Raw genomic sequence first — 20,545 nt, 5'->3', positions numbered from 1 at the left:
AGCAGGCTGAACCCGGGTTAATGCTATCGTCGGGCCTGGTCAACCAGGCCCGCAGGCTACAGCGCCAGCGCCCTTTTCACCGGCGCGAAGCTGCGGCGGTGATGCTCGGTGGCGCCCAGCGCGGCCAGCCGCTCCAGGTGGAAGGCGGTCGGGTAACCCTTATGCTGCGCGAAACCGTAGTCCGGGAACTCGCTGTCCAGCGCGGCCATTTCACGATCGCGCGTGACCTTCGCCAGAATGGACGCCGCGCTGATCTCCGCCACGCGGCTGTCGCCCTTCACCACCGCCTGCGAACGCATCGGCAGGTTCGGGCAACGGTTACCGTCGATTAAAACCATGTCCGGCGCGATATGCAACCCGGCCACCGCCCGCTGCATCGCCAGCATGGTGGCGTGCAAAATGTTCAGCTGGTCGATTTCCGCCGGCTCGGCGCGCCCCAGGCTCCAGGAGAGCGCCTTGGCGACGATTTCGTCATACAGCGCCAGGCGGCGTTTTTCACTGAGTTTCTTGGAATCCGCCAGCCCGACGATCGGCTGCGCCGGATCGAGGATCACGGCGGCGGTAACCACCGCGCCGACCAACGGCCCGCGGCCCACTTCGTCCACGCCGGCAATCAGCGTGGCAGCGGGATAGATAAAGGGTTCAATCATGCTTTCGCCAGCTCCAACACAGCCTGAGCAGCCTGTTCGTCCGCACCGCAACGGATGCTTTGGTGCAAGGTAAGGAAAGTCTGTTTCAGCGCTTCGGTTTGCGGGCTCTCTTCCAGCAGCGGCATCACGGCGGCGGCCAGTTTGTCCGGCACGCAGTCATGCTGCAGCAGCTCGGTAACGATCTCGCGCCCCGCCAGCAGATTCGGCAGCGAAACGTAAGGCGTTTTCACCAGCTTCTGCGCCAGCCAGAAAGTGAACGGCTTCATGCGATAGCCCACCACCATCGGGCACTTGGCCAGCATGCACTCCAGCGCCGCCGTGCCGGATGCCAGCAGCGCCGCGTCGCTGGCGATCATCGCCTCGCGCCCCTGACCGTTCAGCAGGTGTACGGTCAGATCCGGCGCCACTTCCGCCTTGATGCGCTCAAACTGCTCGCGCCGTTTGGCGTTGACCAGCGGCACCACCACTTCCAGCTCGGGATAACGGGTGCGCAGCAGCTGCGCGGTCTTGAGGAAGTCGGCGCTCAGCATCTCGACTTCGGCGCCGCGGCTGCCCGGCAGCAACGCCAGGCAGCGCGCCTGCGGATCGATGCCAAGCTGAGCGCGCGCCGCCAGCCGATCGGGCTGCAACGGCATGGCGTCCGCCATGGTGTGGCCGATAAACCGGCAGGGCACGTTGAAACGATCGTAAAACGCTTTTTCGAAAGGGAGAAAGGCCAGCACCAGATCGGTGGCTTTGCCAATTTTGAAAACGCGCTTTTGCCGCCAGGCCCACACGGAAGGGCTGACGTAGTGAATAGTGCGGATACCGCGCTGCTTGAGGCGGCCTTCCAGCGTGATGTTGAAGTCTGGCGCGTCGATGCCGACAAACACATCCGGCCGCAGCTCGCCGAAGCGGCGGGTAAGATCCTTGCGGATCTTCAACAGGCGTGGCAAACGCTCGAGCACTTCCACCACGCCCATTACCGCCAGCTCTTCCATTTCGTACCAGGCTTCACATCCTTCGGCCTGCATCAGCGGGCCGGCGACGCCAACAAAACGCGCGTCGGGGATCTGCGCCTTGAGCGCGCGGATCAAACCGGCGCCGAGAATGTCACCGGAGGTTTCTCCGGCGACCAATCCGATAGTCAATGGACGATTCGACATAACTCAGCGAATAATACCGCGGGTGGAACGGGTAAAGAAATCGAGGTATTGCTGCACCACCGGCTGTTCTTTGGCCAGGGCTTCGATTTCCGCTTTCGCTTCATCCAGCGTTTTCTCGCTGCGATACAGGATCTTGTAGGCGTTGCGGATCGCCTGCATTTCATCCTTGTCAAAACCGCGACGCTTCAGGCCGACCGCGTTGACGCCGAACGGCGTCGCGTGGTTACCCTGAGCGATGACGAATGGAGGCACGTCCTGAGCGACGCCGGAACAACCGCCTACCATCACATGCGCGCCGATAATGCAGAACTGGTGGATCGCCGTCATGCCGCCGATGATGGCGTGATCGTCGATTTCCACATGCCCCGCCAGCGTGGCGTTGTTGGCCAGCACACAAGCGTTGCCGACCACGCAGTCGTGGGCAACGTGCACGTTGACCATCAGCAGGTTGTCATTGCCCACTTTGGTCAGGCCGGTGCCCTGCGCGGTGCCGCGGTGAATGGTCACGCTTTCGCGGATGCGGTTGCGATCGCCCACTTCAACGCGCGTCGGTTCGCCCGCGTATTTCAGATCCTGGTTCACTTCACCGATGGAAGCGAACTGATAAATCTGGTTATCGCAGCCAATCTTGGTAATGCCGTTCACCACCACGTGGGATTTCAGCACCGTGCCGGCGCCGATTTCCACCTGGGAGCCGACGTAGCAGAAAGGGCCGATATGCACGTTGGCGCCGATCACGGCGCCTTCTTCGACTATCGCGCTAGGATGGATAAAGGCGGTTTGGTCAATCACGGATTAAGCCTCCCGGCTGCGGGCACACATCATGGTTGCTTCGCAGACAATTTTACCGTCAACGGTCGCCACGCCTTTGAAGCGAGTCAGGCCGCGGCGAGTTTTCTCGAAGGTGACTTCCATGACCATCTGATCGCCTGGCACCACAGGGCGTTTGAAGCGTGCTTCGTCGATACCGGCGAAGTAATACAGCTCGCCCGGCTCCAGTTTGCCGACGCTTTTAAACGCCAGGATACCGGTGGCCTGCGCCATGGCTTCCAGAATCAATACGCCTGGGAAAATCGGTTTGCCAGGGAAGTGGCCCTGGAAAAACGGTTCGTTCACCGATACGTTCTTCACCGCACGCAGATATTTGTGCTCTTCAAACTCGAGGACGCGGTCGACCAGCAAGAACGGGTAACGGTGAGGAAGCAGATCCAAAATTTCTGCAATATCCAGAGTATGAGTGTCAGTAGTCAAAATACTCTTCCTGTCTCTAAAAACTGATGGCATCAACAACACGGCCTGCGCTGACCCCAAAAGGAGATCATCATGCAGGCCGCAAATTAACATCTCTTTGCGCTTTTGGTCTCACGACCAACGCGTTTCGTTTTGTACCCGCGAAGGCGGGCGGCAATGATTAGTCTTTTCCGACTTTACGTTCGACAGCTTTCAAGCGTTTGCTGATCTCATCGATATTCATCACCAACGCAGCGGTTTTACGCCAAACCTTGTTAGGCTGCAACGGAATGCCCGAAGAGTATACCCCAGGTTCGGTGATTGGTCGCATAACCATTCCCATTCCGGTAACAACAACCTTGTCGGCAATTTCCATGTGACCGTTGATCACGCTGGCACCGCCGATCTGGCAGTAGCGGCCGATTTTCAGGCTGCCGGCCATGATCACACCGCCGGCGACGGCGGTATTGTCGCCAATCACGACGTTATGTGCAATCTGGCATTGGTTGTCGATGATAACACCATTCCCGATTTGGGTGTTATCCAAAGCGCCGCGGTCGATGGTGGTGCAGGCGCCGATTTCGACGCGATCGCCGATAATCACCGTGCCCAACTGAGGGATTTTGATCCACTCGCCGCGCTCGTTCGCATAGCCGAAACCGTCCGCGCCGATCACGGTGCCGGACTGGATCAGGCAGCGCTGGCCGATTTCAACCGCATGATAAATCGTGACGTTCGCCCACAGACGCGTTCCCGCGCCGATGCGTGCGTGTTTGCCGATGAAGCAGCCCGGGCCGATAACCACGTTATCGCCAAGCACCGCACCCGACTCAATCACCGCGTTCGCCCCAATGGCGACGTTCTGCCCCAGTTGCGCTTCAGGCGAGACAACCGCGCTTGGCGCGATATCCTGCGCCGGCGCCGGCGTGGTGTCCATCAGCTGCGCCATTCGCGCGTAGGTCAGGTAAGGGTTTTTAACCACCAGCGCCGCAGTACGGCAGTGTGGTAAATCCGCTTCGGTAAGCACCACGGCGCTTGCCTGGCAGGAAGACAGCTGCTCTTGATAGCGGCTGTTTGACAAAAACGTGATTTGGCCAGGCTGTGCCGAATGCATAGAAGCAATGCCGGTGATGACGAGATCGCCATCACCGTGCAATTGTGCATCCAACTGCTGCGCTAAATCAGCCAGTCGAATTGAAAGCATGTGTTATTTAACCTGTTTCAGCACGTCAGCAGTGATATCTTTGGAAGAATCTGCATAGGCAACGGCGTTGGCGTCGATCACCACGTCATAACCGCCTTTGCTGGCGACAGATTTCACCGCGTCCTGAATGCGGCTCAGGATCTTGTTACGCTCTTCCATCTGGCGACGACGGTTGTCCTGCTCGAAAGCCTGGGCTTTCTGAGAGAACTGCTCGCGCTGCGCCATCACGTCTTTTTCCAACTTGCTGCGATCGCTGGCTTTCATGGTAGCGCCGTCACGCTGCAGACGTTGCATTTTGGTCTGCAGGCTACGTTCCATGTTCTGGAGTTCGCTTGCACGGCCTTTAAACTCGTTTTCCAGCTGTTTAGCGACCGCTTCGCGGGCCGGCAGCTGTTGGAAAATGCTGGAGACGTTAACGACAGCGATCTTATCTGCTGCCTGAACGCCAGCTGAAGCAGCCATTGCTAAACCGAGGCCTGCGGCACACAACCACTTTTTCACTATAAACTCCTTACCATCACCCATTTGTGTCATATGACACTGAAGTACACAATTTGCCAGACTTATCCCACCAAACAATGAGAATCATCTCCCTCTGCCGGCGGGCGCCTGGCCATTGCGATTCTTAATAACTTTTATGCCCAGAGGCGAGACCCGTTACCAGGTCTTACCGATGTTAAACTGGAACTGTTCGGACTTGTCGCCTTCGTATTTCTTGATCGGGTTGGCGTAAGAGAACACCAATGGCCCCAGCGGCGACATCCACTGCAGCGCGATACCGGCGGAAGAACGAATATTGCTGGCCTTGCTGTAGTCCGGCACGCCGTACATCAGCGTTTCGTCGGTATTCTTCCACTTGGTATCCCACACGGTACCGGCATCGATGAACAGCGACGTCCGCACTGAGTTGGCGTATTTCTCGCTGATGAACGGCGTCGGGGTGATCAGCTCCAGGCTGGCGACCGCCATGGCGTTACCGCCCACCGCGTCATCCGAGCTACAGATGTTCTGACGCGTGGTCGTGCTGCCGGCGTTGAACTGACACTGGTACGAGTTGGAATTGTAGTACACCGCCTTCGGACCAATGGTGTTGGACTGGAAGCCACGCACGGTGCTCGAACCACCGGCGTAGAAGTTCTCGTAGAACGGCATTTCCTTGCCGCCCAAGCCATCCGCGTAACCCAGACGGCCACGGCCCAACAGCACCCAGGTGCGATCGTCGTTGATCGGCACGTACTGTACGCTGTCCAGCGTCACCTTGTAGTATTCGTTGTCCGAGCCCGGAATGGTGACCTTGCCGTTCAACGTAGTGCGGTTACCCGACGTCGGGAAGTAGCCGCGGTCCAGGTTGTTGTAGGTCCAACCCAGGTTCAACGTAAAGTCGTCCGTCGAGTAGCTGGCGCGGTCGGTCTTGTTCGCATCCACGCCCATCGAGTCGAGGTAACGCCACATGGCGATCTGCGGCTGCATGTTCGACAGGCCGTTGTGGACGTAGCCCAGGCCGGTACGCAACGAGTTGTTTTCGTTGATCGGGAAGCCCAGCGTGCCGTCGATACCGTAACTCTTGTTGGTATAGTCCGACAGATCCGCGTCATCCGCTTTAAAGTCGTTGTAGAAGATGCGGCCGCCCAAGCTCACACCGTCAACGGTGAAGTACGGGTTGGTGACCGACAGTTCGGTATAGGTCTGGTAGTCGTTCTTGGTGCCGCTGATGCCCACCGAGTAGCCGGTACCCAACCAGTTATCCTGCTGCACGCCCGCCTGGAAGCTGACGCCGCTCTCGGTGCCGTAACCGACGCCGAAGTTGAAGGTACCGGTGTTGCGCTCTTTCACCTTGTAGGTGACGTCGACCTGATCGGCGGTGCCCGGCACGCGCTGGGTTTCCACGTCAACCGTTTCGAAGTAGCCCAGACGGTTCAGACGCTCCTTGCCCTGCTCGACCTGCTCGTTGCCGAGCCAGGCGCCTTCCATCTGGCGCATTTCGCGACGCAGTACGGAATCCTTGCTGGTGTCGTTGCCTTCGAACTTGATGCGACGCACGTAGAAGCGGTTGCCCGCGTCGACGTTGACGTGCAGTTTGACGGTTTTATCCGCGTCGTTGATCTCAGGCTGAGTGCCGACGCGCGGGTAGGCGTAACCATAACGGCCCAACATCGTTTTGATGTTGTCTTCCATTTTGGTCACCTTGCTGCCGTTGTACAGCTCGCCCGGTTCGATTTTGGTGATCTGAGCGACTTCCGCCGAGTGGCCGGCCAGGTTGCCGTTCACGACAACATCGGAAAGCTTGTACTGATCGCCTTCGGTGATGTTGATGGTGATGTAGATGCCTTTTTTATCCGGCGTCAGGCTCACCTGGGTAGAATCGATGTTGAAGCGGGCATAGCCGCGATCCAGATAGAAGCTGCGCAGGGTTTCGAGATCGCCCGCCAGTTTCTGCTTCTGGTATTTGCGATCGCCGACCAGGTTCCACCACGGCACTTCGTCACGCAGCTGGAAGCGCGAGATCAGTTCGTCGTTGGTGAAGGCATGGTTGCCGACGATGTTGATTTGTTGAATCTTGGCGGAGACCCCTTCCGTGAACACCAGTTTCAGGTCGACACGGTTGCGCGGCAGCGGCGTGACTACGGCTTTCACCGAGGCGCTGTATTTACCGACGCTGTAGTAGAAGTCTTCCAGCCCTTTTTCAATGCTGGAGATCGTGGTGCGGTCGAGCGCCTCGCCCACCCGGACGCCGGAGGCTTCCAGGTTCTGCTTGAGCATGTCATCCTTCACCGACTTGTTGCCGGAGAAAGTGATGCTGGCGATGGTAGGACGTTCCTTCACCTGCACGATCAAGGTATTACCATCGCGCAGTACGCGCACGTCCTCGAAGTTGCCGGTGGCAAACAAGGCACGGATGGTATTACTGATGTCATCGTCAGTGACGGTATCGCCGACGCGAACCGGCATGTTGAGTAACGCCGCACCGACGGCGACTCGCTGCAGGCCTTCGAAATGAATATCTTTCACTACGAACCCGTCTGCACCGTATACGGTGGCGCTGCCAAACAGCAGCGACGCTATGAGCAACTTTTTCATCGCCATCGTTGTTATGCGTTCTTCCTAACCTATCCCCGCCCCTAGAGGCGGGAAAAATCATTGAAAAGTGCAAGACCCATCAACAACACCAGCACGATCGAACCTATGCGGTAGCTGTAGTCCTGTACTCGCTCGGAAACCGGCCCACCCTTCAGCTTTTCTATCGCCAGGAAGAGGAGATGCCCACCATCTAACACCGGTAATGGGAACAGGTTGATGATACCCAGGTTGACGCTAATCAACGCCAGGAACATCAGATAATACACGAACCCGACTCCGGCTGACGCCCCTGCTCCCTGTGCAATCGAGATCGGGCCACTCAGGTTGTTCAGCTTTACATCACCGGTTATTAATTTGCCCAGCATGTTGACCGTCAGCCGCATCAGCTGCCAGGTCTTGTCGCCGGCCTGATACAGCGCCGGGAACGGTCCATACTGGCGAATCGTTTTATACTCGTCCGGCAGCGGCAGCACCTTTGGAATGATGCCTGCAAACCCCACCGATTTGTCTTTTCCCACCGGCTTTGTATCCGGTATCAGCGTCAAAGACAAGGGGGCGCCGTTTCTTTCAATCTCCAAAGCCAGCGGTTGCCCCGGGCCATCGTGGATACGCTTCACCAGCGTCTGCCAACGACCCAACGGCTGACCATCGACTTTAACGATCCTGTCCCCCGCTTGTAAACCCGCCTTTTGCGCCGCCGAGTTAGGCTGCACTTCCGCCAACACGGATTCTATCTGCGGGCCGCGCGGCATAATGCCCAACGCGACAACGGGATCCTGCTTGTCCGGTTCAAAGTTCCACTGGCGCAAATCCAGGGTTTTGGTCACCACCTGCGAAGAGCCGAACGGCGCGACGCCGACTTCGGTTTGCGCATCGCCAATCTTCGCCACCAGCGCCAGACGAACTGATTCCCAATCAGGCGTTTCGATGCCGTCAACCGACTTTAGTTCCATGCCAGACGAAATTTCAGCCTTGGCGGCAATGGATTGCGGCGCGATTTCGCCGATCACCGGACGGAAACTCGGCACGCCGATGATGAACACCAGCCAATAGGCAAGGATAGCAAACAGGAAGTTGGCGATGGGGCCGGCGCTGATGATGGCCGCGCGCTGCCAGACGGTTTTGTTGTTGAAGGCCTGATGGCGCATTTCCGGCGCCACCGACTCCACGCGCTCGTCCAGCATCTTCACGTAGCCGCCGAGCGGAATCAAGGCGATGACGTACTCGGTGCCCTGGCGATCGGTGCGGCGCCACAGCGCCCGGCCGAAGCCGATGGAGAAGCGTTCAACGCGCACGCCGCAACGGCGGGCAACCCAAAAGTGTCCGAACTCGTGCACGGTGATCAAAATACCGAGCGCAATCAGAAACGCCACCAGGTTCCAAAGCACGCTGACCATCATCCCTCACTTTCCGTCATCGACGGATTAAAACACCAACAGCACCAGGCAGGCAAACACCGGCACCGCCGCGGTCAGGCTGTCGATACGATCCAGTATGCCACCGTGACCGGGGATCAAGTGACCGCTGTCCTTGATGCCCGCTTCGCGTTTGAACATGCTTTCGGTCAAATCGCCCAGCACCGAAGCCAGCGCGGCGATCACCGAACAGGCTAACAGCGTGGCCGGCACCACGTTCAGCGGCGCGTAGCGGCCGAACAGCCAGGAAATGACCGCCGACGTCAGCAGCCCGCCAATCAGCCCTTCCCAGGTTTTACCCGGAGAGACCTTCGGCGCCAGCTTATGCTTGCCGAACAGCTTGCCGAACATATAGGCGCCGGAATCCGCGCCCCACACCAGCAGCATCACGTACAGCAGCCACCAGGCGCCGGTAAACGGGTTTTGCTCGTAGCCGAACTGGCGCAGCGCCAGCATGCCCCAGAAGAACGGCACGATGGTCAGCAGGCCGAACAGCAGGCGCAGCGGGCGCGAGTTGCGCCAGATGGCGGCCGAGCCGGGGTAGAACAGCACCAGCAGCAGCGCCGCCAGCCACCAGGCCAGCGACAGCCACAGCGAGCCGCTCACCTGCGGCACGGATTGATGGTACGCGGGAACGCTGAGCATCATCAGCGCCAGCAGAAAACCGCACAGTATCGCCAGCCAGATGCGCTGCGAACGGGAGGTAAAACCGGCCAGTTGGCCCCACTCCCAGGCTGCTAACATGCACACGACGAGCGTTACCAGAGCAAAGGCCAGCGGCGGCAACAGGAACAGCGCCGCGATAACGATCGGGATTAAAATCAGAGCAGTTATGAGGCGATACTTCAGCAAAAGTTCTCCCTAGGACGCATCGGCGCCGATAGGTGTTGTTCCCCCGAAGCGGCGCTCACGTTGTGCAAATGCATTCAGCGCACCTTCAAAGACAAGTTCATCGAAATCAGGCCAGAGCACATCAGTAAAGTAAAGTTCAGCGTAGGCGATTTGCCACAGCAGGAAGTTACTGATGCGATGCTCGCCACCGGTGCGGATAACCAGATCCACCGGCGCCAGGTCGCTCATGCAAACCCGCTCGTTCAATAATTCCTCGCTGATCTGATCCGGGTGCAACTCCCCCACCCGTACCCGTTCGGCCAGTTCCCTTACTCCCTGAATGATATCCCAACGGCCACCGTAGTTGGCAGCGATATTGAGCGTCAGGCCATCGTTATTTTCCGTCAGTGCTTCAGAGCGGCGGATCCGCTCCTGCAAACGCGAGCTGAAGCGGCTGATATCGCCGATCACCCGCAGCCTGACGTTATGTTTATGCAGGCTTTTTACTTCACTATCCAGAGCACGGACAAAAAGCTCCATCAGGGCGGAGACTTCCTGCACCGGACGGTTCCAGTTTTCGCTGCTGAAGGCATAAAGCGTGAGCGCATCTAAATGGTGGCTGGCGGCAAAACTGACCGCGCGGCGAACCGATTTCACCCCTGCTTTATGACCGAAGACACGTAACTTGCCCTGACGTTTGGCCCAGCGTCCGTTACCGTCCATGATAATGGCGACATGGCGCGGCCCCGGGGAAGATGGATTAGCCTCTTGTTGGTTTGCGGACGACATAACTCGTACTTATTTCCTCAATAGAAATATAACTGCCTTTCCGGAACATCAGGCCCTTACGCGCAAAAAAAGCCGTGTGCCCGACACGGCTTTCAGCCAGCCCTCGCGATGCCCGGCGCAGCCGGGCCGCCATTGGCGCACAAAGCGCCAATCAGGCCATAATTCAACGGTATAACCGCTGACAGGTGGCGCAGACTATACCACCTCAGCGGGGCATGAACAAACGGCCCCGCTGCGGCACGCGTGAATTACGAGCAAAATCGGATAATCGCCGTCCTCAACCGCGCAACGCGCGAACGCGCTCCTCGGCGGCGGCGCGCGCCTGGCGGTCAATGTCTAAGACCGCTTCGATGCTGGTCGGTTCCTGCAGCGCAAGGCGCTCCACCACCTGGCGGTTGACCGCCGCAATGTCGGTAAAGCGAATCTGCTGCTGCAAAAATGCCGCCACGGCGATTTCGTTGGCCGCGTTCAGCGCAGTGGTCGCCGCCTGGCCGGCATCGAACGCTTCAATCGCCAAATACAGGCAAGGATAACGCTCGCACTCCGGTTCGGCGAAGGTCAACGAACCGATGCGACAGAAGTCCAGCGCCTCCACGCCGGAGTTCACGCGCTGCGGATACGCCATCGCGTGGGCGATCGGCGTGCGCATATCCGGCGTACCCAGCTGCGCCAGCACGCTGCCGTCGGCATAGCGCACCATCGAGTGAATCACCGACTGCGGATGCAGGATCACTTCCATTTGCTCGGCCGAGGCGTTAAACAGCCAGCGGGCCTCAATGTATTCCAGACCTTTGTTCATCATGGTGGCGGAATCCACCGAGATCTTGCGCCCCATCGACCAGTTCGGGTGGGCGCAGGCTTGATCCGGGGTCATCGCGGCGAACTGCTCCAGCGGCGTGGTGCGGAACGGGCCGCCGGAGCCGGTAAGCACGATGCGCGAAACACCATGACTGTCCAGGGAAGAGTATCCCAACTGACGCTGAATGCTCTCAGGCAAACTCTGAAAAATCGCGTTGTGCTCGCTGTCGAGCGGCAGCAACTGCGCCTGGCTTTGGCGCACCGCATCCATAAACAGACGGCCGCAGGTGACCAGCGACTCTTTGTTGGCCAGCAGCACCTGCTTGCCTGCGCGGATCGCCGCCAGCGTCGGCAACAGCCCCGCGGCGCCGACGATGGCCGCCGTCACTTGATCGACGTCGTCCAACGCCGCCAGTTCGCAGGCCGCTTGCTCCCCGGCCAATACCTCGGTAGCGACGCCGTTTTCCGCCAGAATGGCGCGCAGCTCGCGCGCGGCGCTTTCATCCGCCATCGCGGCGAAGGCGGGCCGAAATTCCATGCATTGCTGCGCCATGACCGCGACGTTGCGGCCGGCCACCAGCGCTTTGATCGCAAAAAGGTCGGGATTTGCCCTGACCACGGCCAGGGTGCTGGTCCCTACCGAGCCGGTCGAGCCAAGAATGGTCAGTTGCTTCATGAGTTCACTCTGAATAACTGTCTGATAAGATCGGAGGTGTTCCAGTGTGGAACCTTGGACACCGCTTGTCCATGATCTTTCAGTACGATGAAACGGGATCTGCGCCACAAAAAACAAAGCGCCGCCCAGGCGACGCTTTTTTTCTGCGCGATGCTGATTAGAAATCCATCAGCTCTTTTTCTTTCTCCGCCAGCGCGGCGTCGACCAGCTTGATGTAAGCGTCGGTCATTTTCTGAATCTCGTCTTGTGAACGACGTTCTTCGTCTTCGCTGATCTCTTTGTCTTTCAGCAGCGCCTTGACCTTGTCGTTGGCGTCGCGACGCACGTTACGCACCGCTACTCGGCCCTGCTCGGCTTCGCCACGCACGATCTTGATCAGATCCTTACGACGTTCTTCGGTCAGCGGAGGCAGCGGAACGCGAATGTCAGAACCGGCAGAAGACGGGTTGAGGCCCAGATCGGAGCTCATGATCGCTTTCTCAACGGCCTGGCTCAGGCTGCGGTCGAATACGTTGATTTTCAGCGTGCGGGAGTCTTCCACGGTCACGTTGGCCAGCTGGCGCAGCGGCGTAGCGGCGCCGTAGTATTCCACCATGATGCCGTCCAGAATGCTTGGAGAAGCGCGGCCGGTGCGGATCTTGCTGATTTGGTTTTTGAATGCTTCTACGCTTTTTTCCATGCGTGAATCAGCATCTTTTCTGATTTCATTAGTCACGTTGCAAACCCTTGGAAGCTGGTTACTTGGCAGGCGATACTCAAGTATAGCCCGTAATCGTACTCGGAGAGCGCGCGGCGTCTGGCGTCACGCGCACCGAAAAAGGGGTGTGAACAGCCTTATTTGCTGATCAGCGTACCTTCATTCTCACCCATCACCACGCGGCGCAGCGCGCCCGGCTTGTTCATGTTGAACACGCGGATCGGCAGACCGTGATCGCGGGCCAGCGTAAACGCCGCCAGATCCATCACTTTCAGCTCGCGCTCCAGCACGTCCTGATAGGTTAATTGTTCATACAGCGTCGCATCCGGGTTTTTCACCGGATCGGCGGAGTATACGCCATCCACTTTGGTGGCTTTCAGCACCACGTCCGCTTCGATCTCGATGCCGCGCAGGCAAGCGGCGGAATCGGTGGTGAAGAACGGGTTGCCGGTACCGGCGGAGAAGATCACCACGCGGTTGTTGCGCAGCAGGCTGATCGCCTCTGCCCAGCTGTAATTGTCACACACGCCGTTCAGCGGGATCGCCGACATCAGGCGGGCGTTCACATAGGCACGGTGCAGTGCATCACGCATAGCCAGGCCGTTCATCACGGTAGCCAGCATTCCCATGTGGTCGCCCACTACGCGGTTCATGCCGGCTTGCGCCAGGCCCGCGCCGCGGAACAGGTTCCCGCCGCCAATAACTACACCGACCTGAATTCCCAGTTCGACCAGCTCTTTCACTTCCTGAGCCATGCGATCCAAAACGCTGGCGTCGATACCAAAACCTTCTGCACCTTGCAGGGCTTCGCCACTCAGTTTAAGCAGAATACGCTGATATACGGGTTTTGCATTGGTTGCCATGGTGTTCTGTCCTAAGAAGCAGTATTAGTATTGGGGATTTCAGCCGATGAAACGCGCCTGAGGTGAGCATCACGCTGCAGGGCCTGCCACCGGTGTAATTCTGGCTGGATAGTATGGAACCGCCAGACGGCGGTTCCATCGACAGTCATTAAGACTGTTTGCTCATCGCGGCAACTTCAGCAGCGAAGTCGGTCTCGACTTTCTCGATGCCTTCGCCCACTTCGAAGCGAATGAAGTTGGTCACGTCAGCGTTGTGCTCTTTCAGCACCTGAGCAACGGATTTGCTCGGATCAATAACGAAAGGCTGACCGGTCAGAGAAACTTCGCCGGTGAATTTCTTCATGCGGCCTTCAACCATTTTCTCTGCGATTTCTTTCGGCTTGCCGGACTGCATGGCGATGTCCAACTGAACCTGGTACTCTTTTTCTACCACTTCAGCAGACACGTCTTCCGGCTTCACGAACTCTGGCTTGCTTGCCGCAATGTGCATTGCGATTTGCTTAACCAGCTCTTCGTCAGCGCCTTTAGCCGCAACCAGAACGCCGATACGCGCGCCGTGCAGGTAGCTGCCCAGCACTTCGCCTTCCAGGGAAGCAACGCGACGAATGTTGATGTTTTCGCCGATTTTTGCCACCAGCGCTACGCGCTCTTCTTCGAACTGTGCTTTCAGCACGTCAACGTCAGTGATTTTGCCGGCCATGGCCGCATCCAGCACTTTGTCGGCGAACGCCTGGAAACCGGCGTCTTTCGCTACGAAGTCAGTCTGGCAGTTAACTTCCAGAATGATGCCGTAGTTGCCTTCGATCTTGGTTTTGATCACGCCGTCAGCAGCTACGTTGCCTGCTTTTTTAGCGGCTTTGATCGCACCGGACTTACGCATGTTTTCGATTGCCAGTTCGATGTCGCCGTTGGATTCAACCAGCGCCTTCTTGCAATCCATCATGCCAGCGCCGGTACGCTCGCGCAGTTCTTTTACCAGGGCAGCGGTAATATCAGCCATTTATTTTTCCTCGGTTATCTCGCGTGGAGACAGTTCTCATTCAGATAAGCAAAGGGGGCCTTAACAGGCCCCCCTAACCAACATATGTCAATACCTGGTTAATAAGGGCTCAGTGACGAGCTTGCCTTATTATTCAGCTTCTACGAAGCCTTCTTCCGCCTGAACGGCCAGATCTTGAGAACGACCTTCACGCACAGCGGCAGCAACGGCAGTCAGGTACAGGTTTACTGCACGGATTGCGTCGTCGTTACCAGGGATGATGAAGTCAACGCCGTCTGGGTTGGAGTTGGTATCAACGATAGAGAATACCGGGATACCCAGGTTGTTGGCTTCTTTGATCGCGATGTGCTCGTGATCGGCATCGATAACGAACAGTGCGTCTGGCAGACCGCCCATATCTTTGATACCGCCCAGGGAGTTTTCCAGCTTGGCCAGTTCACGAGTGCGCATCAGCGCTTCTTTCTTGGTCAGCTTGTCCAGGGTGCCGTCTTGAGACTGGATTTCCAGATCTTTCAAACGCTTGATGGACTGACGAACGGTTTTCCAGTTAGTCAGCATGCCGCCCAACCAGCGGTGGTTCACGAAGAACTGGTCACAGCTGTTAGCAGCGTCTTTTACCGCTTCGCTTGCTGCGCGCTTGGTACCTACGAACAGGATCTTGCCTTTACGGGAAGAGATCTTGCTCAGTTCAGCCAGAGCGGCGTTGAACATTGGTACGGTCTGCTCCAGGTTGATGATGTGAACCTTGTTACGAGCGCCGAAGATGAAAGGCTTCATTTTCGGGTTCCAGTAACGGGTCTGGTGACCGAAGTGAACACCAGCCTTGAGCATGTCGCGCATGGAAACAGTTGCCATGATTAAACCTCTATAGATTAATTGGGGTTATGCCTCCACGTATCCCATAACGCCGACCCTGGCGGCGACAAGTCACCTCAGGGCACCCCGGCGGATGTGCCGATACGTGTGTGTTATTTACACAAAATGAGTGCAGTTAAAGTATTTTCGGCCAATTCCTGCCAGGTCACAAGAACCAAGTCGCGGATCGCCGGCGCGCTTTATACCATAAACCCGCCGCCGACACCAACTTTTGTTGCTTTGCGCCGGGCATCGGGAAATGAAATTTGGCAGCCCCCGGCCGGGCTGATACCATAAGTCACTGCTTCTTATTGTCGACGATAACGACACCTGCGGACGAATTTCATGGCAATCTCAATTAAAACACCTGATGACATCCAAAAAATGCGCGTGGCCGGCCGCCTGGCCGCCGAAGTGCTGGAAATCATCGAGCCGCACGTCAAACCTGGCGTGACCACCGGCGAGCTGGACCGTATCTGTCACGAGTACATCACCAACGAGCAGCAGGCTATTTCCGCCTGCCTCGGCTATCACGGCTTCCCGAAATCCGTGTGCATCTCGGTGAACGAAGTGGTGTGCCACGGCATCCCGAGCGACGACAAAACGCTGAAAGACGGCGACATCGTCAATATCGACGTGACCGTGATTAAAGACGGCTTCCACGGCGACACCTCAAAGATGTTCATCGTCGGCAAACCGACCATTCTGGGCGAGCGCCTGTGCCGCGTCACTCAGGAAAGCCTGTATCTGGCGCTGAAGATGGTCAAGCCGGGCATCCGCCTGCGCACCCTGGGCAAGGCTATCCAGCAATTCGTCGAGGCCGAGAAATTCTCCGTGGTGCGCGAGTACTGCGGCCACGGCATCGGTGAAGTGTTCCACGAAGAGCCGCAGGTGCTGCACTATGATGCCGATGACGGCGGCGTGGTGCTGCAGGCGGGCATGGCCTTCACCATCGAACCGATGGTCAACGCCGGCGACTACCGCATCCGCACCATGAAAGACGGCTGGACGGTAAAAACCAAAGATCGCAGCTTGTCGGCGCAGTATGAGCATACTATTGTGGTCACTGATAACGGCTGCGAGATAATGACGTTGCGCAAGGATGACACCATCCCCAACATCATTACGCACGAGATGTAAGCACCGCGGCGCACGCCGCGTGCAGAATATCACCAGGCCGGCTTTTGCCGGCCTTTTTTATGGGCTGCGCACTATGTCTGACAATCTCCTTCAACAAGCGGCCCCGGCCGTGCCGATGCCGCCCGCCTCCCCCAGCACCTACGGCGACGAAGAGCTCACCTGCCCGATGCTGAAACAGCGGCTGGAGCAGTTCCAGCTGTGGCTGGCGGCGGCGTTCGATGCCGGCTCCAGCGCCGAAAGCCTGGTGGCGGCGCGCAGCGACTTTATCGATCGCCTGCTGCGCCGGCTGTGGACGTTCTACGGTTTCGAAGATATCCCGGAAACGGCGCTGGTGGCGGTCGGCGGCTACGGCCGCGGCGAACTGCACCCGCTGTCGGACATCGACGTGCTGGTACTCAGCCAGCGCCGGCTGACGGAACAGCAGTCGCAGCGGGTCGGCGAATTCATCACCCTGCTGTGGGATCTCAAGCTGGAAGTGGGCCATAGCGTGCGCACTCTGGAAGAGTGCCTGCTGGAAGGGTTGGCGGATCTGACCGTGGCCACCAACCTGATCGAATCGCGTATGATCTGCGGCGACGTCGCGCTGTTCCTGCAGATGCAAAAACATATCTTCAGCGACGGCTTCTGGCCTTCGCCGCAGTTTTTCCACGCCAAGATCAACGAGCAGCAGGAGCGCCATCAGCGCTACCACGGCACCAGCTATAACCTGGAGCCGGATATCAAAAGCAGCCCCGGCGGCCTGCGCGATATTCACACGCTGCTGTGGGTGGCGCGGCGCCACTTCGGCGCCACTTCGCTGGACGAAATGGTCGGCTTCGGTTTCCTCACCCAGGCCGAGCGCAACGAGCTGAACGAGTGCCAGAGCTTCCTGTGGCGCATCCGCTTCGCGCTGCACCTGGTGCTGCCGCGTTACGACAACCGCCTGCTGTTCGATCGCCAGCTCAGCGTGGCGCAGCTGCTGCGCTATGAAGGCGAAGGCAACGAGCCGGTCGAGCGCATGATGAAAGACTTCTACCGCATGACGCGGCGCGTCAGCGAACTGAACCACATGCTGCTGCAGCTGTTCGACGAGGCCATTCTGGCGCTGGACGCCACCGAGAAGCCGCGCCCGCTGAACGACGATTTCCAGCTGCGCGGCGATCTGATCGACCTGCGCGACGAAACGCTGTTTATCCGCGAGCCGCAGGCCATCATGCGCATGTTCTACCTGATGGTGCGCAACCGCGAGATCAAGGGCATTTATTCCACCACCGTTCGCCAACTGCGTCACGCGCGCCGCCACCTGAAGCAGCCGCTGTGCACCATTCCGGAAGCGCGCGATCTGTTTATGGCCATCCTGCGCCATCCCGGCGCGGTGTCGCGCGCGCTGGTGCCGATGCACCGTCACAGCGTGCTGTGGGCCTATATGCCGCAGTGGGGCAAGATCGTCGGGCAGATGCAGTTCGACCTGTTCCACGCCTATACCGTCGATGAACACACCATCCGCGTGCTGCAGAAGCTGGAGAGTTTCGCCGACGACCAGACTCGGCCGCGCCATCCGCTGTGCGTGGAGCTGTATCCGCGCCTGCCGCACCCGGAACTGCTGCTGCTGGCGGCGTTGTTCCACGATATCGCCAAAGGGCGCGGCGGCGACCACTCGATCCTCGGCGCGGAAGACGTGGTGGAGTTCGCCGAACTTCACGGCCTCAACTCGCGTGAAACCCAGCTGGTGGCCTGGCTGGTGCGCTGCCACCTGCTGATGTCGGTCACCGCGCAGCGCCGCGATATCCAGGATCCGACGGTGATCCAGCAGTTCAGCAGCGAAGTGCAGAGCGAAACCCGCCTGCGCTATCTGGTATGCCTGACGGTGGCCGACATCTGCGCCACCAACGAAACCCTGTGGAACAGCTGGAAGCAGAGCCTGCTGCGCGAGCTGTATTTCGCCACCGAGAAGCAGCTGCGCCGCGGCATGCAAAACAGCCCGGATCTGCGCGAACGCGTGCGCCATCACCGCCTGCAGGCGCTGGCGCTGCTGCGCATGGACAACATCGACGAAGAGGCGCTGCACCGCATCTGGAGCCGCTGCCGCGCCGACTATTTCCTGCGCCACTCGCCGAATCAGCTGGCCTGGCACGCCCGCCACCTGCTGGCCCACGATTCCACCCAGCCGCTGGTGCTGGTCAGCCGCCAGGCGACGCGCGGCGGCACCGAGATCTTTATCTGGAGCCCGGACCGCCCCTACCTGTTCGCCGCCGTCGCCGGGGAGATGGATCGCCGCAACCTGAGCGTGCACGACGCCCAGATCTTCACCAACCGCGACGGCATGGCGATGGACACCTTTATCGTGCTGGAGCCGGACGGCAGCCCGCTGGCGCAGGATCGCCACGCGGCGATCCGCCAGGCGCTGCTGCAGGCCATCACCCAGCGGGAGTATCAGCCGCCGCGCGTGCGCCGGCCCTCTTCCAAGCTGCGCCATTTCAGCGTGCCGACCGAGGTCACTTTCCTGCCGACCCATACCGATCGCCGCAGCTACCTGGAGCTGACCGCACTCGACCAGCCCGGCCTGCTGGCGCGGGTGGGCGAAGTGTTCGCAGACCTGGGGCTGTCGCTGCACGGCGCGCGCATTTCCACCATCGGCGAGCGGGTCGAGGACTTGTTTATCCTGGCCGACGGCGAGCGGCGCGCGCTCGACCAGGAAACGCGCAGAAAGTTGGAGCAACGGTTGACAGAGGCCCTCACCCCAAACGATAAAATGTGATACAAGTAACTTTTTACCGACAACATCAGGAAAGAGAACAGCATGCAGCAATTACAGAACGTTATTGAAAGCGCCTTCGAGCGCCGTGCGGACATCACCCCGGCGAACGTAGACACCGTAACGCGCGAAGCGGTAAACCAGGTGATCGGCCTGCTAGACAGCGGCGCCCTGCGCGTCGCCGAGAAGATCGACGGTCAATGGGTCACCCATCAGTGGCTGAAGAAAGCCGTGCTGCTCTCTTTCCGCATCAACGACAACAAGGTGATGGACGGCGCGGAAACCCGCTACTACGACAAGGTGCCGATGAAGTTCGCCGACTACGACGAAGCGCGCTTCCAGAAGGAAGGTTTCCGCGTCGTGCCGCCGGCCACCGTGCGCCAGGGCGCGTTCATCGCGCGCAACACCGTGCTGATGCCGTCTTACGTTAACATCGGCGCCTACGTCGACGAAGGCACCATGGTCGACACCTGGGCCACCGTCGGTTCTTGCGCGCAGATCGGCAAAAACGTTCACCTGTCCGGCGGCGTCGGCATCGGCGGCGTGCTGGAGCCGCTGCAGGCCAACCCGACCATCATCGAAGACAACTGCTTCATCGGCGCGCGCTCCGAAGTGGTGGAAGGCGTGATCGTGGAAGAAGGCTCGGTGATTTCGATGGGCGTGTACCTCGGCCAGAGCACCCGCATTTATGACCGCGAGACCGGCGAAATCCATTACGGCCGCGTGCCGGCGGGTTCGGTGGTGGTTTCCGGCAACCTGCCGTCGAAAGACGGTTCCTACAGCCTATACTGCGCGGTGATCGTCAAGAAAGTCGACGCCAAAACGCGCGGTAAAGTCGGCATTAATGAGTTATTGCGCACTATCGACTAAATTGAAATAGCGGGTGATTCACCCGCTATTTTTTTGTCTGCGTTTCGCTGGCAGTCACAGTCGCAGACCTCGCTTTCCGCCATAATCGCAGTCGTGGAATATAACGATCACATCTAAAGAGGGCGCAGTATGTACGATAACTTGAAGAGTTTGGGCATCAATCAACCGGAAGACGTCGATCGCTATAGCCTGCGTCAAGAGGCCAACAACGACATCCTCAAGATCTATTTCCGCAAGGACAAGGGCGAGTTCTTCGCTAAAAGCGTGAAGTTCAAGTACCCGCGCCAGCGTAAAACCGTGGTGGCGGACAACGCCGGCCAGGGCTACAAGGAAATTCACGAGATCAACCCGAACCTGCGTTACGTGATCGACGAACTGGATCAGCTGTGCCAACGCGATCAGGTGGAAGTGGATCTGAAGCGTAAAATCCTCGACGACCTGCGCCATCTCGAAGGCGTGGTGTCGCACAAGATTGCCGAGATCGAAGCCGATCTGGAAAAACTCACCCGCGGCAAGTAATGCGGATCGGTTGATCCGCATCATCGCCAAGGCGCCCTTTCGCGGCGCCTT

General features: G+C 58.8%; 19 protein-coding genes. 4 read left to right on the top strand and 15 right to left on the bottom strand.

Going from position 1 to position 20,545, the window contains the following annotated elements:
• Positions 1-56 precede the first annotated feature (56 nt).
• From rnhB to rpsB, 15 genes are all read right to left on the bottom strand, one after another.
• On the bottom strand, positions 57-650 hold the full coding sequence (gene rnhB, locus ABTW55_RS02950) for a ribonuclease HII (protein WP_033635733.1): 594 nt from the start codon (positions 648-650) through the stop codon (positions 57-59).
• Positions 647-1,795, bottom strand: a complete 1,149-nt coding sequence (gene lpxB / locus ABTW55_RS02945; protein ID WP_033635734.1) for a lipid-A-disaccharide synthase — start codon at positions 1,793-1,795, stop codon at positions 647-649. The genes rnhB and lpxB overlap by 4 nt, the downstream gene beginning before the upstream one ends.
• 3 nt (positions 1,796-1,798) lie before the next feature.
• The gene (lpxA, locus tag ABTW55_RS02940) at positions 1,799-2,587 is read right to left on the bottom strand and encodes an acyl-ACP--UDP-N-acetylglucosamine O-acyltransferase (protein ID WP_004931964.1); all 789 of its coding nucleotides are present in this window, start codon (positions 2,585-2,587) and stop codon (positions 1,799-1,801) included.
• A 3-nt stretch (positions 2,588-2,590) separates the two neighbouring features.
• Positions 2,591-3,046 (bottom strand): 3-hydroxyacyl-ACP dehydratase FabZ, encoded by a 456-nt coding sequence (gene fabZ, locus ABTW55_RS02935; protein ID WP_004931962.1) that lies wholly within the window; start codon positions 3,044-3,046, stop codon positions 2,591-2,593.
• Positions 3,047-3,206: 160 nt separating this feature from the next.
• Positions 3,207-4,229, bottom strand: coding sequence for a UDP-3-O-(3-hydroxymyristoyl)glucosamine N-acyltransferase (gene lpxD / locus ABTW55_RS02930; RefSeq protein ID WP_033635735.1), 1,023 nt, complete (start codon positions 4,227-4,229; stop codon positions 3,207-3,209).
• Positions 4,230-4,232: 3 nt separating this feature from the next.
• Positions 4,233-4,730 carry a molecular chaperone Skp gene (gene skp, locus ABTW55_RS02925; protein ID WP_004931958.1) on the bottom strand — a complete coding sequence of 166 codons (498 nt, stop codon included), beginning with the start codon at positions 4,728-4,730 and terminating at the stop codon, positions 4,233-4,235.
• A 156-nt stretch (positions 4,731-4,886) separates the two neighbouring features.
• On the bottom strand, positions 4,887-7,313 hold the full coding sequence (bamA, locus tag ABTW55_RS02920; protein ID WP_033649807.1) for an outer membrane protein assembly factor BamA: 2,427 nt from the start codon (positions 7,311-7,313) through the stop codon (positions 4,887-4,889).
• 35 nt (positions 7,314-7,348) lie between these two features.
• Positions 7,349-8,704 (bottom strand): sigma E protease regulator RseP, encoded by a 1,356-nt coding sequence (gene rseP, locus ABTW55_RS02915; protein WP_004931952.1) that lies wholly within the window; start codon positions 8,702-8,704, stop codon positions 7,349-7,351.
• 27 nt (positions 8,705-8,731) lie between these two features.
• On the bottom strand, positions 8,732-9,574 hold the full coding sequence (gene cdsA / locus ABTW55_RS02910) for a phosphatidate cytidylyltransferase (protein WP_060422213.1): 843 nt from the start codon (positions 9,572-9,574) through the stop codon (positions 8,732-8,734).
• Between the two features lie 9 nt (positions 9,575-9,583).
• Complete coding sequence (gene ispU, locus ABTW55_RS02905) at positions 9,584-10,342, bottom strand: (2E,6E)-farnesyl-diphosphate-specific ditrans,polycis-undecaprenyl-diphosphate synthase (protein ID WP_033635737.1); 759 nt, start codon at positions 10,340-10,342, stop codon at positions 9,584-9,586.
• 277 nt (positions 10,343-10,619) lie between these two features.
• Positions 10,620-11,816 (bottom strand): 1-deoxy-D-xylulose-5-phosphate reductoisomerase, encoded by a 1,197-nt coding sequence (gene ispC / locus ABTW55_RS02900; RefSeq protein WP_048321893.1) that lies wholly within the window; start codon positions 11,814-11,816, stop codon positions 10,620-10,622.
• Positions 11,817-11,973: 157 nt separating this feature from the next.
• The gene (frr, locus tag ABTW55_RS02895; protein WP_004931943.1) at positions 11,974-12,531 is read right to left on the bottom strand and encodes a ribosome recycling factor; all 558 of its coding nucleotides are present in this window, start codon (positions 12,529-12,531) and stop codon (positions 11,974-11,976) included.
• 119 nt (positions 12,532-12,650) lie between these two features.
• Positions 12,651-13,376, bottom strand: a complete 726-nt coding sequence (pyrH, locus tag ABTW55_RS02890; protein ID WP_004931940.1) for a UMP kinase — start codon at positions 13,374-13,376, stop codon at positions 12,651-12,653.
• A 148-nt stretch (positions 13,377-13,524) separates the two neighbouring features.
• A complete protein-coding gene (gene tsf / locus ABTW55_RS02885) occupies positions 13,525-14,376 on the bottom strand; it encodes a translation elongation factor Ts (protein ID WP_033654122.1) in 852 nt (283 codons plus the stop codon).
• Positions 14,377-14,505: 129 nt separating this feature from the next.
• A complete protein-coding gene (gene rpsB, locus ABTW55_RS02880; RefSeq protein ID WP_016929891.1) occupies positions 14,506-15,231 on the bottom strand; it encodes a 30S ribosomal protein S2 in 726 nt (241 codons plus the stop codon).
• Positions 15,232-15,576: 345 nt separating this feature from the next.
• Here rpsB and map point away from each other — a divergent pair, with 345 nt between their 5' ends.
• The 4 genes from map to ABTW55_RS02860 all read left to right on the top strand — a co-directional run bounded on the left by map (position 15,577) and on the right by ABTW55_RS02860 (position 20,494).
• Entirely contained in the window at positions 15,577-16,371 is a 795-nt protein-coding gene (gene map / locus ABTW55_RS02875; protein WP_004931936.1) for a type I methionyl aminopeptidase, read from the top strand.
• A 73-nt stretch (positions 16,372-16,444) separates the two neighbouring features.
• Positions 16,445-19,108 (top strand): bifunctional uridylyltransferase/uridylyl-removing protein GlnD, encoded by a 2,664-nt coding sequence (glnD, locus tag ABTW55_RS02870; protein WP_033649826.1) that lies wholly within the window; start codon positions 16,445-16,447, stop codon positions 19,106-19,108.
• 42 nt (positions 19,109-19,150) lie between these two features.
• Positions 19,151-19,975, top strand: a complete 825-nt coding sequence (dapD, locus tag ABTW55_RS02865; protein WP_004931932.1) for a 2,3,4,5-tetrahydropyridine-2,6-dicarboxylate N-succinyltransferase — start codon at positions 19,151-19,153, stop codon at positions 19,973-19,975.
• A gap of 129 nt (positions 19,976-20,104) precedes the next feature.
• Entirely contained in the window at positions 20,105-20,494 is a 390-nt protein-coding gene (locus ABTW55_RS02860; RefSeq protein ID WP_004931929.1) for a DUF3461 family protein, read from the top strand.
• Positions 20,495-20,545 lie beyond the last annotated feature (51 nt).

The sequence above is a fragment of the Serratia sp. SM04 genome (genome assembly GCF_040280225.1).
GTDB lineage: Bacteria > Pseudomonadota > Gammaproteobacteria > Enterobacterales > Enterobacteriaceae > Serratia > Serratia sarumanii.
Note: the sequence above shows the minus strand (reverse complement) of the source record. Positions and strands in the feature narration are given on the sequence as shown.

Excerpts from the sequence above, each read along its gene's own strand:
- lpxB (WP_033635734.1), bottom strand. The coding sequence starts at position 1,795 with ATGTCGAATCGTCCATTGACTATCGGATTGGTCGCCGGAGAAACCTCC.
- rnhB (WP_033635733.1), bottom strand. The coding sequence starts at position 650 with ATGATTGAACCCTTTATCTATCCCGCTGCCACGCTGATTGCCGGCGTG.
- dapD (WP_004931932.1), top strand. The coding sequence starts at position 19,151 with ATGCAGCAATTACAGAACGTTATTGAAAGCGCCTTCGAGCGCCGTGCG.
- pyrH (WP_004931940.1), bottom strand. The coding sequence starts at position 13,376 with ATGGCAACCAATGCAAAACCCGTATATCAGCGTATTCTGCTTAAACTG.
- lpxD (WP_033635735.1), bottom strand. The coding sequence starts at position 4,229 with ATGCTTTCAATTCGACTGGCTGATTTAGCGCAGCAGTTGGATGCACAA.
- bamA (WP_033649807.1), bottom strand. The coding sequence starts at position 7,313 with ATGGCGATGAAAAAGTTGCTCATAGCGTCGCTGCTGTTTGGCAGCGCC.
- tsf (WP_033654122.1), bottom strand. The coding sequence starts at position 14,376 with ATGGCTGATATTACCGCTGCCCTGGTAAAAGAACTGCGCGAGCGTACC.
- map (WP_004931936.1), top strand. The coding sequence starts at position 15,577 with ATGGCAATCTCAATTAAAACACCTGATGACATCCAAAAAATGCGCGTG.
- ispU (WP_033635737.1), bottom strand. The coding sequence starts at position 10,342 with ATGTCGTCCGCAAACCAACAAGAGGCTAATCCATCTTCCCCGGGGCCG.
- rpsB (WP_016929891.1), bottom strand. The coding sequence starts at position 15,231 with ATGGCAACTGTTTCCATGCGCGACATGCTCAAGGCTGGTGTTCACTTC.
- rseP (WP_004931952.1), bottom strand. The coding sequence starts at position 8,704 with ATGGTCAGCGTGCTTTGGAACCTGGTGGCGTTTCTGATTGCGCTCGGT.
- ispC (WP_048321893.1), bottom strand. The coding sequence starts at position 11,816 with ATGAAGCAACTGACCATTCTTGGCTCGACCGGCTCGGTAGGGACCAGC.
- ABTW55_RS02860 (WP_004931929.1), top strand. The coding sequence starts at position 20,105 with ATGTACGATAACTTGAAGAGTTTGGGCATCAATCAACCGGAAGACGTC.
- glnD (WP_033649826.1), top strand. The coding sequence starts at position 16,445 with ATGTCTGACAATCTCCTTCAACAAGCGGCCCCGGCCGTGCCGATGCCG.